The organism is Phreatobacter sp. (assembly GCF_051860605.1).
GTDB lineage: Bacteria > Pseudomonadota > Alphaproteobacteria > Rhizobiales > Phreatobacteraceae > Phreatobacter.
Genome location: NZ_JBHYDR010000001.1, coordinates 88522 through 101493, shown reverse-complemented (window position 1 = coordinate 101493; position 12972 = coordinate 88522). Strand labels below are relative to the sequence as shown.

The window sequence follows — 12972 nt, the reverse complement described above, 5'->3', positions numbered from 1 at the left end:
CCGGTTCATCGGACGCCCTCGGACATGCCAGCGCGGCCGAACAGATGCCGCTGGGCGTAGAGAAGCGCCGCATTCCAGGCAAAGCCGACGACGCCGATCCACAGGAGATAGCCGAGCATGACGTCGGGCCGCAGCGCCTGCTGCGCGGTCATCATGGCATAGCCGAGACCCTGGGGATTGATGGTGATCTCCACCGTCACCGCCACGATCAGGGCAGCACCGGCGGCGAGGCGAAAGGCCACGAAGATCTGCGGCAGCGCGGCAGGCAGCACGATCTTGGTCACGCGCGCGACGGGCGACAGCCTCAAGGCCCGCGCCACTTCCAGCAGGCGCGGCTCCACCCCCTTCACCGCCGACCGCGTGAAGATCAGGGTGGTGAACAGGCAGGTCTTGGCGACGATCGAGAACTCCATCGCATAGCCGAAGCCGAACACCATGAGGGCGATCGGCAGCAGCGCGACCGAGGGGATCGGACGGACCGATTCGATGGTGACCTCCAGCAGCCGGTCGAGCCAGGGCAGCAGGCCGGTGAGGATGCCGATCAGCAGGCCGATGGATGCACCGATGACCAGGCCGATCGACGCCCCGAGCAGCGTGTCGATCGTTGCCCGCAGAACGGAACCGTCGATGAGTCCCTGGGCGAGCGCCAGGACGGCCTCGGAGGGAGGCGCCAGCGCATCGCTGGCGATCGGGAGCAGCCGCAGCCAGAGTTCCAGGCCGAGCACGGCCGCCACCGGCAGGATCATCCCCTTGATCCGGTCGCTGGTCATGCGTGCAGCCCCTCGGACTTCTCGATGAAGTCGAACAGCACGCGCCTGAGGCGCAGGAAGGTCGGCTCCTCGCGGGTGGTCAGCTGGTTGCGCGGTCGCGGCAGGTCGACCTCCACCTCGATGCCGATGCGGCCGGGATGGGCCAGAAGCCCGATGACACGGTCGCCGAGATAGAGCGCCTCTTCCAGGTCGTGGGTCACGAACACGATGGTCGCCCCGGATTCGGCATGCAGCGCCAGCACCTCGTCCTGCAGCGACTGGCGGGTCATGGCGTCGAGCGCGCCGAACGGCTCGTCCATCAGCAGGGCCTGCGGCTCCTGCGCCAGGCAGCGGGCGATCTGCAGGCGCTGCTGCATGCCACCCGACATCTCGGTGGGATACTTGTCGGCATGGCCGGTGAGCCCGACCTTGTTGAGGCAGGCATCGATCCGCGCCTTGCGCTCGGCCATCGGCACCCTCGCCGCCTCCAGCGCCAGCGAGACATTGCCGGTTGCGGTGCGCCAGGGCAGCAGGGCCCGGCCATAGTCCTGGAAGATGATCGCCACGTCCTGCCGCGGCATGGTCATCGGCTCGTTGCCGAACAGCACCGTGCCGCTCGACGGCTGGTAGAGGCCACCCGCAAGCCGCAGCAGGGTCGTCTTGCCGCAGCCCGAGGCACCGACGATGCACAGGATCTCGCCCTTGCGGACATTCAGCGAAATGTCGTCGAGAATGAGCTTTCCACCGAGCGACAGCCCGACGGTCTGGAACTGGTAGAGCGACTGCGCCGTGGACGCCCGGGCGTCAGAATAGGTCATGAAGGCCCCGTGTCGGGATAGACATATTTCAGGGTGGAATGGATGTGCCTGACAAGCTCGGCGCAGGCCGGCTCGAACTGCCGTTCGAGAACCTTTTCCGCGAGGCGCTCATGCGCGGCGATGAAATGGTCGGGGTCGGTGAACTGCTTCATCATGATCCGCCGGTAGCGGTAGGCCTGGTCGTAGAGACCCACGATGGCCTGGCCCAGCCGGGCCGAGCCGCCCGAGCCGATCAGGTCGGAATGAAACGTCTTGTGCAGCCGGTCGAACTCCTCGGTGCCCTCGCCGAAGGCCGAGCCGTGGCGGGCGACGTAGCGCCTCAGCTGGTGCAGGCTGGACAGGATCGCCGCCTCCCAGGCATCGCCGCCTTCCTCGATTGACCGCCGCAGGGCCTCCGTCTCGAGAACGACGCGGATGCGGGTGATGTCGGCGAGGTCGTCGCGGTCGAGCGGCGCGACCCGGAAGCCGCGCTGCCCGATGGCGATGATGAGGTCGCGGGAAGCCAGCCGCGACAGGGCCTCCCGGATGGGGGTCGCCCCGATGCCGTAGCGCTTGACCAGTCCGACGACGCCGAGCCGGCCGCCCGGCGGCAGCTCTCCGGCGAGGATGTCCCGCTGGAGAGCCGCGATGGCCTTGTCGGTCAGCGTGTCCTGCGACGGCGCCATCGGGGATCGCCCGGTCAGGGCAGAACGAGCTGCTCGACGTTCGGCGTGCCCTGGAGCAGACGCTGCTGCTTCATGACCTCGATCCACCAGAGCAGGTCGCTCGCCTTCAGGGCGGGCTCGGACCGGGACCGGCGCACCGACTGCACCAGCGCGAGCTGCTGGCCGGTGAACTTGGCGATGGCGCGGTTGGCCTTGTCGTCGTCGGTGTTGACGATCCGGGCAGCCTCGGTGATGGCGGCGCGGAAGGCCGCGACGGCCTGCGGGTTCTGCGTCGCCCAGGCGCGCGAGGCCGCATAGAAGATGACCGGGTCGGTGCGGTTGAGCTCGGACACGTAGCGGGCGCCGACCGATCCGACGCCGGCCGCCACCATGCGCGATACGACGGGCTCGCTGGACACCACGGCATCGACCGCCTGCGAGCGCATCACATCGGTCATGGTCGGGAACGAGACCTCGACGAAATTGACGCGGCCCGGATCGACGCCGTTGTCCATCAGCCATTTGACGAACAGCACATGCAGATAGGCGCCGAGTCCCGGCGCACCGACCTTCTTGCCGACGAAATCGGCCGGCTTGGTCAGGGTCAGGCCGTTGCGCACGAAGATCGCCGGATTGGCGCTGGTCTCGGGCGACATGACCGAGGCTCCGGCGACCGCGACGATCGGCAGTCCGCCATCGGCGGCCTGGAGGAACACGCTGGCGGTCGGGCCGCCGATCTGGATCGAGTTCGACAGCAGCGCAGCCGGAATGTTCGAATTGATGCCGATGCGGACCATCTCCGCCTCGACGCCGTGGCGCCGGAAGATGCCCTCGTCGATGGCGACCATGGCCGAGGCGCAGTCGCTGGTCGCCGTGCAGCCGATCTGGATGCGGTGCTGGGCGCTGGCCGGGGCGATCGCAAACGACAATGCGACAGCCGCAGCGGCAAAAACAGATAGCCGTCTCATGAATAACCTCCCTGTCGGTTCCATTCTTGACTTCGGACATTTATCGATATTTCATCTTTATATATTTTCCCGGAGGAAGCAAGTCATGAAACTCGCCACCATGGTCCACGAGGGCACCGAAAAGGTCGCCGTCGTGCACGCCGATGATACCCGGCTTTTCGATCTGGCGGCAGCCGCCGGAAGGGCGGGTGCGCCGGCGGAGGCCTTCGCCTCCATGCTGGACCTGATCGACGGCGGCGAGCGGGCGCTCGATGCGGCGCGCGACCTCGTCTCGCGGCGAGCCGGCGAGGCGGATCTTTCCGTTGCACTGGCGGATGTCCAGCTGCAGGCGCCGCTGCCGCTGCCGCGGCAGATGCGCGACGGCATGTCCTTCCCCCAGCACATCCTGCAGAGCCCCCGCGGCGGCGCGAAGATGGCCGCCCGCATGCGCGGCGACATGGAGGAACTGGCGCGGCTCGAGGCCGAACCGCTGGGCGAACTGGCCGAGGTCTACCGGCAGGTGCCGGTCTACTACATCACCAACCGCTTCACGGTGGGTGCGCCGGGCTCGACGGTCATGTGGCCGCGCTACAGCAAGGTGATGGACTACGAGCTGGAGCTGGCCTGCATCACCTGCGGCAAGGGCTCGGATATTCCGGCCGCCAGGGCGAAGGATCACATCTTCGGCTTCACCATCTTCAACGACTTCTCGGCGCGCGACGCCCAGCGCATCGAGATGGCCGGCCGCCTCGGCCCGGCCAAGGGCAAGAGCTTCAACGGCTCCAACGTCATCGGTCCGTGGATCGTCACCTATGACGAGATCGTCGATCCCTACTCCCTGCGGATGCAGGCGCGGATCAACGGCGAGACCGTCTGCGACAACATCAGCAAGGGCATGCTGTTCTCGTTCGAGGAGATCATCGCCCACATGTCGCAGGACGAGACCATCATGCCGGGCGAGTTCATCGGCTCCGGCACGGTGGGCAACGGCTGCGGGCTGGAGAACGGCCGGATGCTGAATGACGGCGACCGGATCGAACTCGAGATCGAGAAGATCGGCGTGCTCGCCAACAGCGTGAAGGTCCAGAAGGCCTGACCGGTCGGCGGCCGGGCAGACAGGCGGCGGCATGTGCCGCCGCCGTTCTGCGAGCCGGCTCACGAATCGATGATCGCCACCGCCCGCGTCCAGCCGGCGGAGGCGCGCTCGATCTTAACCGGGAAGCAGGCGACCATGAACCCAGTCGCCGGCAGCTGCTCCAGATTGTGCAGCTTCTCGATATGCGAATAGCCGATGTGCCGGCCGGCCTTGTGTCCTTCCCAGATCAGGCTGGCATCCTTGGTCTCGGCATATTTCTTCGCCGTGTGGACGAAGGGCGCATCCCAGCTCCAGCCGTCGGTGCCGGTAACGCGCACGCCGCGCTCGGTCAGATACATGGTCGCCTCGTAGCCCATGCCGCAGCCGGAGGCGACATAGTCCGCCTGTCCGTATTTCACGCCGGCGCTGGTGTTGACCACGACGATGTTGAGCGGCTGCAGCGTATGGCCGATCCGCTTCAACTCGGCCTCCACCTCGGCCGCGCTCACCACGTAGCCGTCGGGAAGGTGGCGGAAGTCCAGCTTCACGCCCGGCTGGAAGCACCATTCGAGCGGGATCTCGTCGATGGTCCAGGAGCGCTCACCCCGGTTCATGGTCGGATGGTAGTGCCAGGGTGCGTCCAGATGCGTGCCGTTATGCGTGGACAGCGTGACGCGCTCGACCGCCCAGGCCTGACCATCCGGAAGGTCCTCCGGTTTCAGGCCCGGAAAGTGCGACAGCATCCGCGACATGCCGGCCTGGTGGTCGATATATTCGATGGTCGGATGGCCGCCGGGCGGATCGGCCGGCACATCGTTCTGCAGGGGGATCGAGATGTCGATGATGCGGCGGGTCATTCTGGCCTCCGTTGAGCGGGCATGGGACGAGCCCGGAATGTCGTTCGCCTTCCGGAATACAGTCCCGTGCCGCCGGAGGCAAACGTCCGTTTGAAACAGACGAGTGAATCAGGTCACTGCACCCGGCCGGTCGTGAAGCTGCAGCGGCTCGCCGCCAATTGACGCCGCCGGGGCGTGCCTGTAGGCCCACATCCATGGGCTCCAGACCGATGCCGGCCGGCGACAGCGACACCACCGCACGGGTGCTTGCGGCGGCCGAGGCGCTGTTCGCCGAAAAGGGGCAGGACAAGGTGTCGCTGCGCGAGCTGACCGCGCGGGCCGGTGTCAACCTGGCCGCCGTCAACTACCATTTCGGCTCGAAGGACGGCCTTGCCGAGGCGCTGTTCGAGCGCCTGTCCGCGCGGGTCAACGCGCGCCGCGTGGCCGAGCTCGAGGCCTATCTGACCGGACTGCCGCGCGGCCGGCGCCCCTCGCTCGACCGCATCCTCGAGATCTTCGTGGAGCCCTATCTCGCCGATGGCAACGAGGACCAGGGCGTGCTGCTCGCGCGCTTCATCCTGCAGCACCGCCTGTCGCCGACGGCCATGACCCGCCGCATCATGCGCCGGCATTTCGACCCCATGGCGAAGCGCTTCATCGCGGCGCTGTCGCTGGCCTGCCCGCGCGTCGATCCGGCGGACCTCTACTGGCGCTACATGTTCATGGTGAGTTCGGTCGTGCTGACCATCACCGACACCAGCAAGGACAACCGTATCGCGCGCCTGTCCGCCGGGCGGGCCGACACGACGCGGCGCAGCGACTTCCGGGCAGCCCTGCAGCGCTTTCTCAAGGGCGGCCTCGCCGCCTGAGCGCCACGGCGGCATTTGGTCGCCATCGGCGCCCCACTGCTGCCCGTTCAGAGAACGCCTGTTCCAAAAAAGAGAGAGATGAGTGGGAAAAATATTGCGGTGTCAAATACTGAGGCCGAACCGTGAATATTATTCCATGTACGCTATCGAGCACATGTGGGCGACTTGCGCGTAGGGCGTGCATTTCGGGAATAATTCTGCAAAGCTGATTGTCCCGTTGGTTGTCCGATGCGCATCGCGCAGAGTTCAAAGCCCGCGGACAGACAGACGGACAGACAGACAGAAATGAGGTGCCGCGCATGAACGCGAACACCCAGGGCGCGCCGGATCCGGTGCCCATGCTGACCCGGAATGCACTGCTCCGGCTCTTGCGACCCGAGGCCCTTCACTTCGTGGCACCTCATATGACCATGCGTGCAGTCGCCGCCGGCGATGTCATCTATGACCACGATGTGCCGGTGACCCACACCGTGTTCCCGCTGTCAGGCGTCCTGTCCTTCCTCGCCCTGCGCACCGACGGGCGGACGATCGAGAAGGGCAATGTCGGGCCAGAGGGCTTTGTCGGCGTCGCGACCATGCTGGAACGCCATACGATGCACGGACGCTGCATCGCCTCGATCGCCGGCCAGACAGTCTGGCTTCCGGCCACCATCTTCGACGAGGCGATGGAGCGGTTCACCTGCATGCGGCTGATGCTGCTGCGCTACAGCCGGGCCCGCATCGAGCAGCTGCATGAACTCCTCGTCTGCTATGCCCTGCACACGGCCGATCGCCGCATCGTCCGCTGGCTGCTGGAGGCCTTCGACAAGGCCGGCAACCCGTCGATCGAGCTGAAGCAGGAAAGCCTTGCCGAACTGCTCGGCCTGCGGCGCGCGACCGTCAGCGGGGTGTGCCACGACCTGCTGGCCGGCGGCATCATCCGCTACAGCCGCGGCCATATGGAACTGGTCAACCGGCCCCGCATGGAGGCGGCTGCCTGCCCCTGCTACGCCCATATCCGCAGCCGCTTCCGCTACCAGCCGCTCTGCGATCGCGCCTGACGATCGCCGGCCCCGGCCCGCCGGCAAGGTGGTCCGGCGCCGCGCAGGCGGTCCTTGCGCCCACCCCGCCGGCGTCCCGTCCGCTCCAGGAATGACCGGCGGTTCAACCGGCATGTCCGGTCCCGCGGCGAGATATAGCAATGCATTGACATTTATCTCCGACCCCGTATCGTGCGGCCTGTCCCGAGGGTCCTGACGACCCTCGCCGACGTGGACCGGCGATGATTCTGAACGACGACCAGATCCAGATCAGGGACACCGCGCGGCGCTTCGCCCGGGCGAAGCTTCTGGCCGGCTACCAGCGGCGCGAGGCGGAGGCGCGCGTCGACCCCGCCCTCATTCTGGAAATGGGCGCGCTCGGCCTGATCGCTCCCGAACTGCCGGAAACTCTCGGCGGCCTTGGCATGCCGTCGGTCACCAGCGGCGTCATCACAGAGGAGATCGGCTACGGCGACATGAACGTTGCCTATGTGCAGATCCTCGGCTCGCTGAACGGGGCCATTCTGGCCCGCCACGCGGCGCCCGATCTTGCCGCCGAATGGGTCGGACGCATCGTCACCGGCCGCTCGGTCGTCGCCATCGGCCTCACCGAACCGCGCGGCGGCTCGGATGCCGCCAACCTTGGTCTCTCCGCCCGCCGCGACGGCAGCCACTACATCCTGAAGGGCGAAAAGTCGTCCATCAGCATGGCCGACCAGTCCGATGCCATCGTCCTGTTCGCGCGCACCGGCGCCGCGGCGGACGGCGCACGCGGTGTCAGCGCCTTCCTCGTTCCGATGGACACGCCCGGCGTCTCGATCGCGCGCTTCACCGACCTCGGCTCGAAGGCCATCGGCCGCTCCTCCGTGTTCTTCGACGATGTCCGCATTCCCGCCGCCAACCGTCTTGCCGACGAGGGGTCCGGCTTCGTCCAGGTGATGCAGGGCTTCGATTTCAGCCGCGCCCTGATCGGCCTGCAGGTGCTTGGCGCGGCGCAGGCCTCCCTCGACGAGAGCTGGTCCTATGTGCAGCAGCGCGAGGCCTTCGGCGCGCCGCTGGCGAAAAACCAGGGCATCACCTTTCCGCTTGCCGAGGGCGAGGGGCATCTCGCCGCCATCCGCCAGCTCTGCCTGCACACGCTGGCGCTGCGCGATGCCGGTCTGCCGCACACGTCGGAAGCCGCCATGTGCAAGTGGCTGGCGCCGAAGACCGCGGTCGAGGTCATCCACCAGTGCCTGCTCACCCACGGCCATTACGGCTGGTCGCTCGACCTTCCCCACCAGCAGCGTCTGCGCGACGTGATGGGGCTCGAGATCGGCGACGGCACGGCCCAGATCATGAAGCTCATCGTCTCGCGGGAGAAGCTGCGGGCTGCAAGACCCTGACGGCCGAAGACGCCGCACCGGAAGGGGCCGGCAAGAGCCCCGGACCATCGGAGGACACGACCATGCTCGTGACAGACAACGCGCTCGCCGCCCGGCGGGCCGCGGCAGGCTCCTTTTGGCCTGACGCCACCCTGCTCGACCATCTGGCGCGGGCGGTTGCCGCGACGCCTGACAGGATCGCCGTCGTGGCCAACCGCAGCGAGGCCGGCGAGACCCGGCGCATCAGCTATCGCGAGCTCGACGCGATGGCGTCGGCGGTCGCCGGCAGCCTTGCCGCTCGCGGCGTCGGGCCCGGCGATGTCGTCTCCTTCCAGCTGCCCAACTGGTGGGAATTCACTGTCCTCCACCTCGCCTGCCTGAAGCTCGGCGCGGTGTCGAACCCGCTCATGGTCATTTTCCGCGAGCGGGAACTGGCCTTCATGCTGGGCCTTGCCGAATCGAAGGTCCTTGTCGTGCCGGCCTCCTTCCGCGGCTTCGACTATCCGGCCATGGCGGCGGCCGTCCGCGACCGGCTGCCGAAGCTCGCCCATGTCTTCGTCGCCGGCGGTACCGGCGAGGCGGCCCTCGACCGGCTGCTCGAAGGCGCGCCGGCCGCCCCGGCCGCGCCTCTCTCGCCCGACGCAGTCATCCAGCTGCTCTACACCTCCGGCACGACCGGTGAGCCCAAGGGCGTGATGCACACGTCCAACACCATGCTCTCCAATCTCGGTCCCTTCGCGCAGAGGCTGGGCCTCGATGGCGACGCGGTCATCCACATGCCCTCGCCCATGGCCCACCAGCTCGGCTTCATGTACGGGCTCGTCCTGCCGGTCATGCTGGGCGCAACCGCTGTCCTCCAGGACGTGTTCGTCGCCGGCGAGATGGCGCGCCAGATCATCGGCGAGGGCGCGACCTTCACCATGGGCGCGACGCCCTTCCTGAACGACCTCACGGAATTCGTCGCCGCCTCGGGCCAGGCAACGCCGACGCTGAGGATCTTCGTCTCGGCGGGCGCTCCGATCCCGCGCGCGCTGGTCACCCGGGCGCGCACGACGCTGGGCGCCGCCATCATCTCGGCCTGGGGCATGTCCGAGAACGGCGCCGTCACCACGACGCGCCCCGACGATCCGGAGGAGAAGACCACCAGCACCGACGGTCTTGCCCTGCCGGGCATGGAGGTGCGGGTTCTCGATGCGGATGGCCGTCCTGTTGCCGCCGGCGCCGAGGGCAGCCTGCAGGTGCGCGGCTGTTCCAACTTCGCGGGCTATCTCAGGCGCCCGGAGCTCGACCCCAAAGACCCCGACGGCTGGTTCGACACCGGCGACCTCGCCCGCATGGACGAGGCCGGCTACATCCGCATCGCCGGCCGCTCGAAGGACATCATCATCCGCGGCGGCGAGAACATTCCGGTCGTCGAGGTCGAGGGCCTCCTGTTCCGCCATCCCGCCGTCGCGGCAGTCGCCATCGTCGGCTATCCGGACGAGCGGCTGGGCGAACGCGCCTGCGCCTTCGTCGTGTTGCGCGAGGGCCAGAGCCTCACCTTCGAGGCGATGGTCGCCTACCTCGCCGACCAGAAGATGGCGCGGCAATACATCCCCGAACGGCTCGAGATCGTGGCGGACCTGCCACGCACCCCCAGCGGGAAAATCCAGAAGTTCAGGCTTCGCGAGACCACGCGCGGCCGGTGAACCGGCGCGCCGACAGACACCCCCAAGGAGGAATGGAACATGCTGGATCGCAGGACCTTCGTTGCCAGCGGCATCGCCGCCACCGCACTCGGCACCCGCCGGGCGCGCGCCCAGGCCGACCGCACCATCCGCATCGGCATCATCACCGACATGTCGGGCATCTACCGCGACCTGTCCGGCCCGACCTCGGTCGCCTGCACGCGGCAGGCGGTCGAGGAGTTCACCGGCGCCAATCCGGACATCAAGGTGGAGGTGCTGGTCGCCGACCACCAGAACAAGGCCGATGTCGGCCTGACCATCATCCGCCAGTGGTTCGACCAGGCCGGCGTCGACATCATCACCAATGTCGGCAACACCTCCATCGCGCTGGGCGCCCGCAGCGTGATCGAGGAGAAGGACAAGGTCTCGCTGGTGACGGTGGCCGGCTCGTCGGACCTGACAGGCAGGAGCTGCAGCGCCAACATGGTTCACTGGAGCTGGGATTCGTGGTGCCTTGCTCATTCGACCTCCACATCGCTGGTCCGGAACGGCGGCGACAAATGGTTCTTCGTCACCGCCGACTATGCCTTCGGCCATGCCGCGCAGGCTGACGGCACGAAGTTCGTCGAGGCCGCCGGCGGGCAGGTCATCGGCGCCGTGCGCTATCCCTTCGGCACGACCACCGATTTCTCGTCCTTCCTGCTGCGCGCCCAGTCGAGCGGCGCCAATGTCATCGCCTTCGCCAATGCCGGTGCCGAGCTGATCGCCTGCCTGAAGCAGGCGCAGGAATTCGGCATCGGGCAGGATGGCAAGCAGCGCCTGGCCTCGATGATCTGCTTCATCACCGACATTCAGGCCATGGGCCTGCCGGTGGCGAAGGGGCTGGCGCTGACCGAGACCTTCTACTGGGACCTCAATGACCGGACCCGCGCCTTCACGAACCGGGTCCGCCCGAAGCTTGGCGCAGGCGCCATCCCGAACATGAGCCAGGCCGGCGACTATGCCGGCGTCCTGCACTACCTGAAGGCGGTGAAGGCGCTGGGGCCGGAGAAGGCCAAGGCGTCCGGCCGCGCCGTGGTCCAGCAGATGAAGGCCATGCCGACCGACGACGACTGCTTCGGCGCGGGATCGATCCGCGTCGACGGGCGCAAGATCCATCCGGCCTATCTGTTCTCCGTGAAGACGCCGCAGGAGAGCAAGGGTGCCGGCGACGTTTACAAGCTGGTCTCGACGCTGCCGGCCGAGCAGGCCTTCCGCCCGCTCGCCGAGGGAGGCTGCGCTCTCGTCAGGGCGTAAGGCGTAAGAGGCGCCCGACATCGTCATGGCCGGGTCGTCCGGCCATGACAGGTTGCCGTGGCGCTACCCGGAGGATGGCCGCGGCAGATTCCGGCTGGACCGAGGATCGGAAAAAGGCGGGCGCAGCGGTGGTGGACGGCTGGCGGCAGGACCGGCCCCGGACGGGCGGCGGGGTCCAGGCGCAAGTTCTCAACATAGCCACTTTCCTATCAGGGAGCGTGACGATGGTCAAGGACTAATTTCCGATAGAAGGAAAAAATATGCGGCCCGCTCCCCTGACCCGCCCTCAGTCGTCCGGCTGGGCGCCCTCGTCCTCGCCGGCGGTCAGCGCGCTCAGCCCGTCCTTCAGCCGGTCGAGCAGTCGATACAGCATCAGCTGCTCGTCGGCGGTGAAGTCCTTCAGGGCCGCCTCGTAGAAGTCGCCGATGGCGACCAGCATGCTGTCCCAGACCACGATACCCTTCGGCGTCAGGCGGCTGCGGCGCGACCGGCCGTCGGCGGCATCCTTGACCTTCTCGATCCAGCCGCGTCCTTCCAGCCGGTCGAGCACCGCCGCAAGGTTCTGCCGGCTGACCATCAGAAACCCGATCAGCTCCTTGACGTTCATGCCGTCCTTGCGGACCCGTGGCCTGGCGAGCGCACCCAGCACGGCCCATTGCTGCGTCGTGCTGCCGAAGCCCGACACCGCCCGGGTGCCGTTCTTGTGCATGAGATTTGAGCCCTGGTAGAGGCGGAAGAACAGGCGGTTGGCGACGTCGAACCGGCCGGGATCGGCGGCGGTCCGGGGCTCTGGCTTCGGTCTCACGACGGATCCTCAAAAATATAGCAATGCATTGCTATTTCTATCAGGCAGGCTATGGTCGATCCTGCATCGGCGCAACCGGAACCTTCAGACATGGCACAGTTCGACGGCAGGATGGCGATCGTGACGGGCGGGGCGGGGGGCATCGGGTCCGCCACCTGTCGACAGCTGGCGGCGCGCGGGGCGGCGGTGGCTGTCTTTGACCGCGACGAGGCCGGGGCGCGGAACGTGGCTGACGCGATCAGGGCGGAGGGCGGCCGGGCCGCGGCCTTCCTGTGCGACATCACCGACCGGCCGGGGGTCGATGCGGCGGTCGCCGCCGCGGAGGCGGCGCTGGGGCCTGCCGCCATCCTCGTCAACAATGCCGGCTTTGACATCTTCAAGCCCTTCCTGAAAACCACGCCAGCAGAGTGGGAGAAGCTCATCGCCGTCAACCTCGTCGGCGTGCTCCACATGCATCATGCGGTCCTGCCGGGCATGGTCGAGCGCAAATATGGCCGGGTCGTCAACATCGCCTCCGACGCCGCCCGTGTCGGCTCGACCGGCGAGGCGGTCTATGCGGCCTGCAAGGCGGGGCTGCTCGGCCTGACCAAGACGCTGGCGCGCGAACATGCGCGGGACGCCATCACCTTCAACGTCGTGTGCCCCGGCCCCACCGACACCAACCTGTTCGAGGAGTTCTGGCGCGGCGCCGCCAATCCGGACAAGCTGATGGAAGCGTTCCGGCGCTCCATCCCGCTCGGCCGCATCGGCGCCCCGGACGACCTGCCGGGCGCCATCTGCTTCTTCGCCAGCGACGATGCCGCCTATGTGACCGGGCAGGTCATCAGCGTCTCCGGCGGCCTGTCGATGGCCGGTTGACCCTGCAGATACCAGAACGAGGACA

Annotated in this window: 13 protein-coding genes; 7 read left to right on the top strand and 6 right to left on the bottom strand. The window is 67.5% G+C overall.

Translation table 11 applies throughout. The features are described 5' to 3' along the window. Window positions 1–5: 5 nt before the first annotated feature. From ACTIFS_RS00460 to ACTIFS_RS00445, 4 genes are read right to left on the bottom strand one after another with little or no spacing between them, the layout of a single operon-like run. On the bottom strand, window positions 6–770 hold the full coding sequence (locus tag ACTIFS_RS00460) for an ABC transporter permease (RefSeq protein ID WP_439572062.1): 765 nt from the start codon (window positions 768–770) through the stop codon (window positions 6–8). Further along, entirely contained in the window at window positions 767–1567 is an 801-nt protein-coding gene (locus ACTIFS_RS00455; RefSeq protein WP_439572061.1) for an ABC transporter ATP-binding protein, read from the bottom strand. The genes ACTIFS_RS00460 and ACTIFS_RS00455 overlap by 4 nt, the downstream gene beginning before the upstream one ends. Next, window positions 1564–2232, bottom strand: a complete 669-nt coding sequence (locus ACTIFS_RS00450; protein ID WP_439572060.1) for a GntR family transcriptional regulator — start codon at window positions 2230–2232, stop codon at window positions 1564–1566. The genes ACTIFS_RS00455 and ACTIFS_RS00450 overlap by 4 nt, the downstream gene beginning before the upstream one ends. Before the next feature lie 14 nt (window positions 2233–2246). Next, entirely contained in the window at window positions 2247–3179 is a 933-nt protein-coding gene (locus ACTIFS_RS00445; protein ID WP_439572059.1) for an ABC transporter substrate-binding protein, read from the bottom strand. A gap of 85 nt (window positions 3180–3264) precedes the next feature. Here ACTIFS_RS00445 and ACTIFS_RS00440 point away from each other — a divergent pair, with 85 nt between their 5' ends. Next, entirely contained in the window at window positions 3265–4254 is a 990-nt protein-coding gene (locus tag ACTIFS_RS00440; protein WP_439572058.1) for a fumarylacetoacetate hydrolase family protein, read from the top strand. Window positions 4255–4313: 59 nt separating this feature from the next. Here the strand turns inward: ACTIFS_RS00440 and ACTIFS_RS00435 are convergent, their stop codons facing one another. Continuing rightward, the gene (locus ACTIFS_RS00435) at window positions 4314–5090 is read right to left on the bottom strand and encodes a cyclase family protein (RefSeq protein ID WP_439572057.1); all 777 of its coding nucleotides are present in this window, start codon (window positions 5088–5090) and stop codon (window positions 4314–4316) included. 194 nt (window positions 5091–5284) lie between these two features. Here ACTIFS_RS00435 and ACTIFS_RS00430 point away from each other — a divergent pair, with 194 nt between their 5' ends. The 5 genes from ACTIFS_RS00430 (at window position 5285) to ACTIFS_RS00410 (ending at window position 11284) form a co-directional block, all read left to right on the top strand. Continuing rightward, window positions 5285–5938, top strand: a complete 654-nt coding sequence (locus tag ACTIFS_RS00430; protein WP_439572056.1) for a TetR family transcriptional regulator — start codon at window positions 5285–5287, stop codon at window positions 5936–5938. A 404-nt stretch (window positions 5939–6342) separates the two neighbouring features. After that, a complete protein-coding gene (locus ACTIFS_RS00425) occupies window positions 6343–6978 on the top strand; it encodes a Crp/Fnr family transcriptional regulator (protein WP_439572055.1) in 636 nt (211 codons plus the stop codon). 221 nt (window positions 6979–7199) lie between these two features. Further along, window positions 7200–8342 (top strand): acyl-CoA dehydrogenase family protein, encoded by a 1143-nt coding sequence (locus tag ACTIFS_RS00420; RefSeq protein WP_439572054.1) that lies wholly within the window; start codon window positions 7200–7202, stop codon window positions 8340–8342. A 62-nt stretch (window positions 8343–8404) separates the two neighbouring features. Continuing rightward, the gene (locus ACTIFS_RS00415) at window positions 8405–10009 is read left to right on the top strand and encodes an AMP-binding protein (protein WP_439572053.1); all 1605 of its coding nucleotides are present in this window, start codon (window positions 8405–8407) and stop codon (window positions 10007–10009) included. A 39-nt stretch (window positions 10010–10048) separates the two neighbouring features. Next, on the top strand, window positions 10049–11284 hold the full coding sequence (locus tag ACTIFS_RS00410; RefSeq protein ID WP_439572052.1) for an ABC transporter substrate-binding protein: 1236 nt from the start codon (window positions 10049–10051) through the stop codon (window positions 11282–11284). A 286-nt stretch (window positions 11285–11570) separates the two neighbouring features. On the opposite strand, the gene ACTIFS_RS00405 is transcribed toward ACTIFS_RS00410, so the two are convergent. After that, window positions 11571–12089: a MarR family winged helix-turn-helix transcriptional regulator gene (locus ACTIFS_RS00405; RefSeq protein ID WP_439572051.1), complete on the bottom strand. Its 519-nt coding sequence runs from the start codon at window positions 12087–12089 to the stop codon at window positions 11571–11573. A 90-nt stretch (window positions 12090–12179) separates the two neighbouring features. Here ACTIFS_RS00405 and ACTIFS_RS00400 point away from each other — a divergent pair, with 90 nt between their 5' ends. Beyond that, window positions 12180–12947, top strand: a complete 768-nt coding sequence (locus ACTIFS_RS00400; RefSeq protein WP_439572050.1) for an SDR family NAD(P)-dependent oxidoreductase — start codon at window positions 12180–12182, stop codon at window positions 12945–12947. The last annotated feature ends 25 nt before the right edge of the window (window positions 12948–12972 follow it).

Bases quoted from the DNA above. Each gene is read 5' to 3' on its own strand.
- ACTIFS_RS00455 (WP_439572061.1), bottom strand. From the start codon at position 1,567: ATGACCTATTCTGACGCCCGGGCGTCCACGGCGCAGTCGCTCTACCAG.
- ACTIFS_RS00460 (WP_439572062.1), bottom strand. From the start codon at position 770: ATGACCAGCGACCGGATCAAGGGGATGATCCTGCCGGTGGCGGCCGTG.
- ACTIFS_RS00415 (WP_439572053.1), top strand. From the start codon at position 8,405: ATGCTCGTGACAGACAACGCGCTCGCCGCCCGGCGGGCCGCGGCAGGC.
- ACTIFS_RS00430 (WP_439572056.1), top strand. From the start codon at position 5,285: ATGGGCTCCAGACCGATGCCGGCCGGCGACAGCGACACCACCGCACGG.
- ACTIFS_RS00445 (WP_439572059.1), bottom strand. From the start codon at position 3,179: ATGAGACGGCTATCTGTTTTTGCCGCTGCGGCTGTCGCATTGTCGTTT.
- ACTIFS_RS00440 (WP_439572058.1), top strand. From the start codon at position 3,265: ATGAAACTCGCCACCATGGTCCACGAGGGCACCGAAAAGGTCGCCGTC.
- ACTIFS_RS00410 (WP_439572052.1), top strand. From the start codon at position 10,049: ATGCTGGATCGCAGGACCTTCGTTGCCAGCGGCATCGCCGCCACCGCA.
- ACTIFS_RS00425 (WP_439572055.1), top strand. From the start codon at position 6,343: ATGACCATGCGTGCAGTCGCCGCCGGCGATGTCATCTATGACCACGAT.
- ACTIFS_RS00450 (WP_439572060.1), bottom strand. From the start codon at position 2,232: ATGGCGCCGTCGCAGGACACGCTGACCGACAAGGCCATCGCGGCTCTC.
- ACTIFS_RS00435 (WP_439572057.1), bottom strand. From the start codon at position 5,090: ATGACCCGCCGCATCATCGACATCTCGATCCCCCTGCAGAACGATGTG.
- ACTIFS_RS00400 (WP_439572050.1), top strand. From the start codon at position 12,180: ATGGCACAGTTCGACGGCAGGATGGCGATCGTGACGGGCGGGGCGGGG.
- ACTIFS_RS00420 (WP_439572054.1), top strand. From the start codon at position 7,200: ATGATTCTGAACGACGACCAGATCCAGATCAGGGACACCGCGCGGCGC.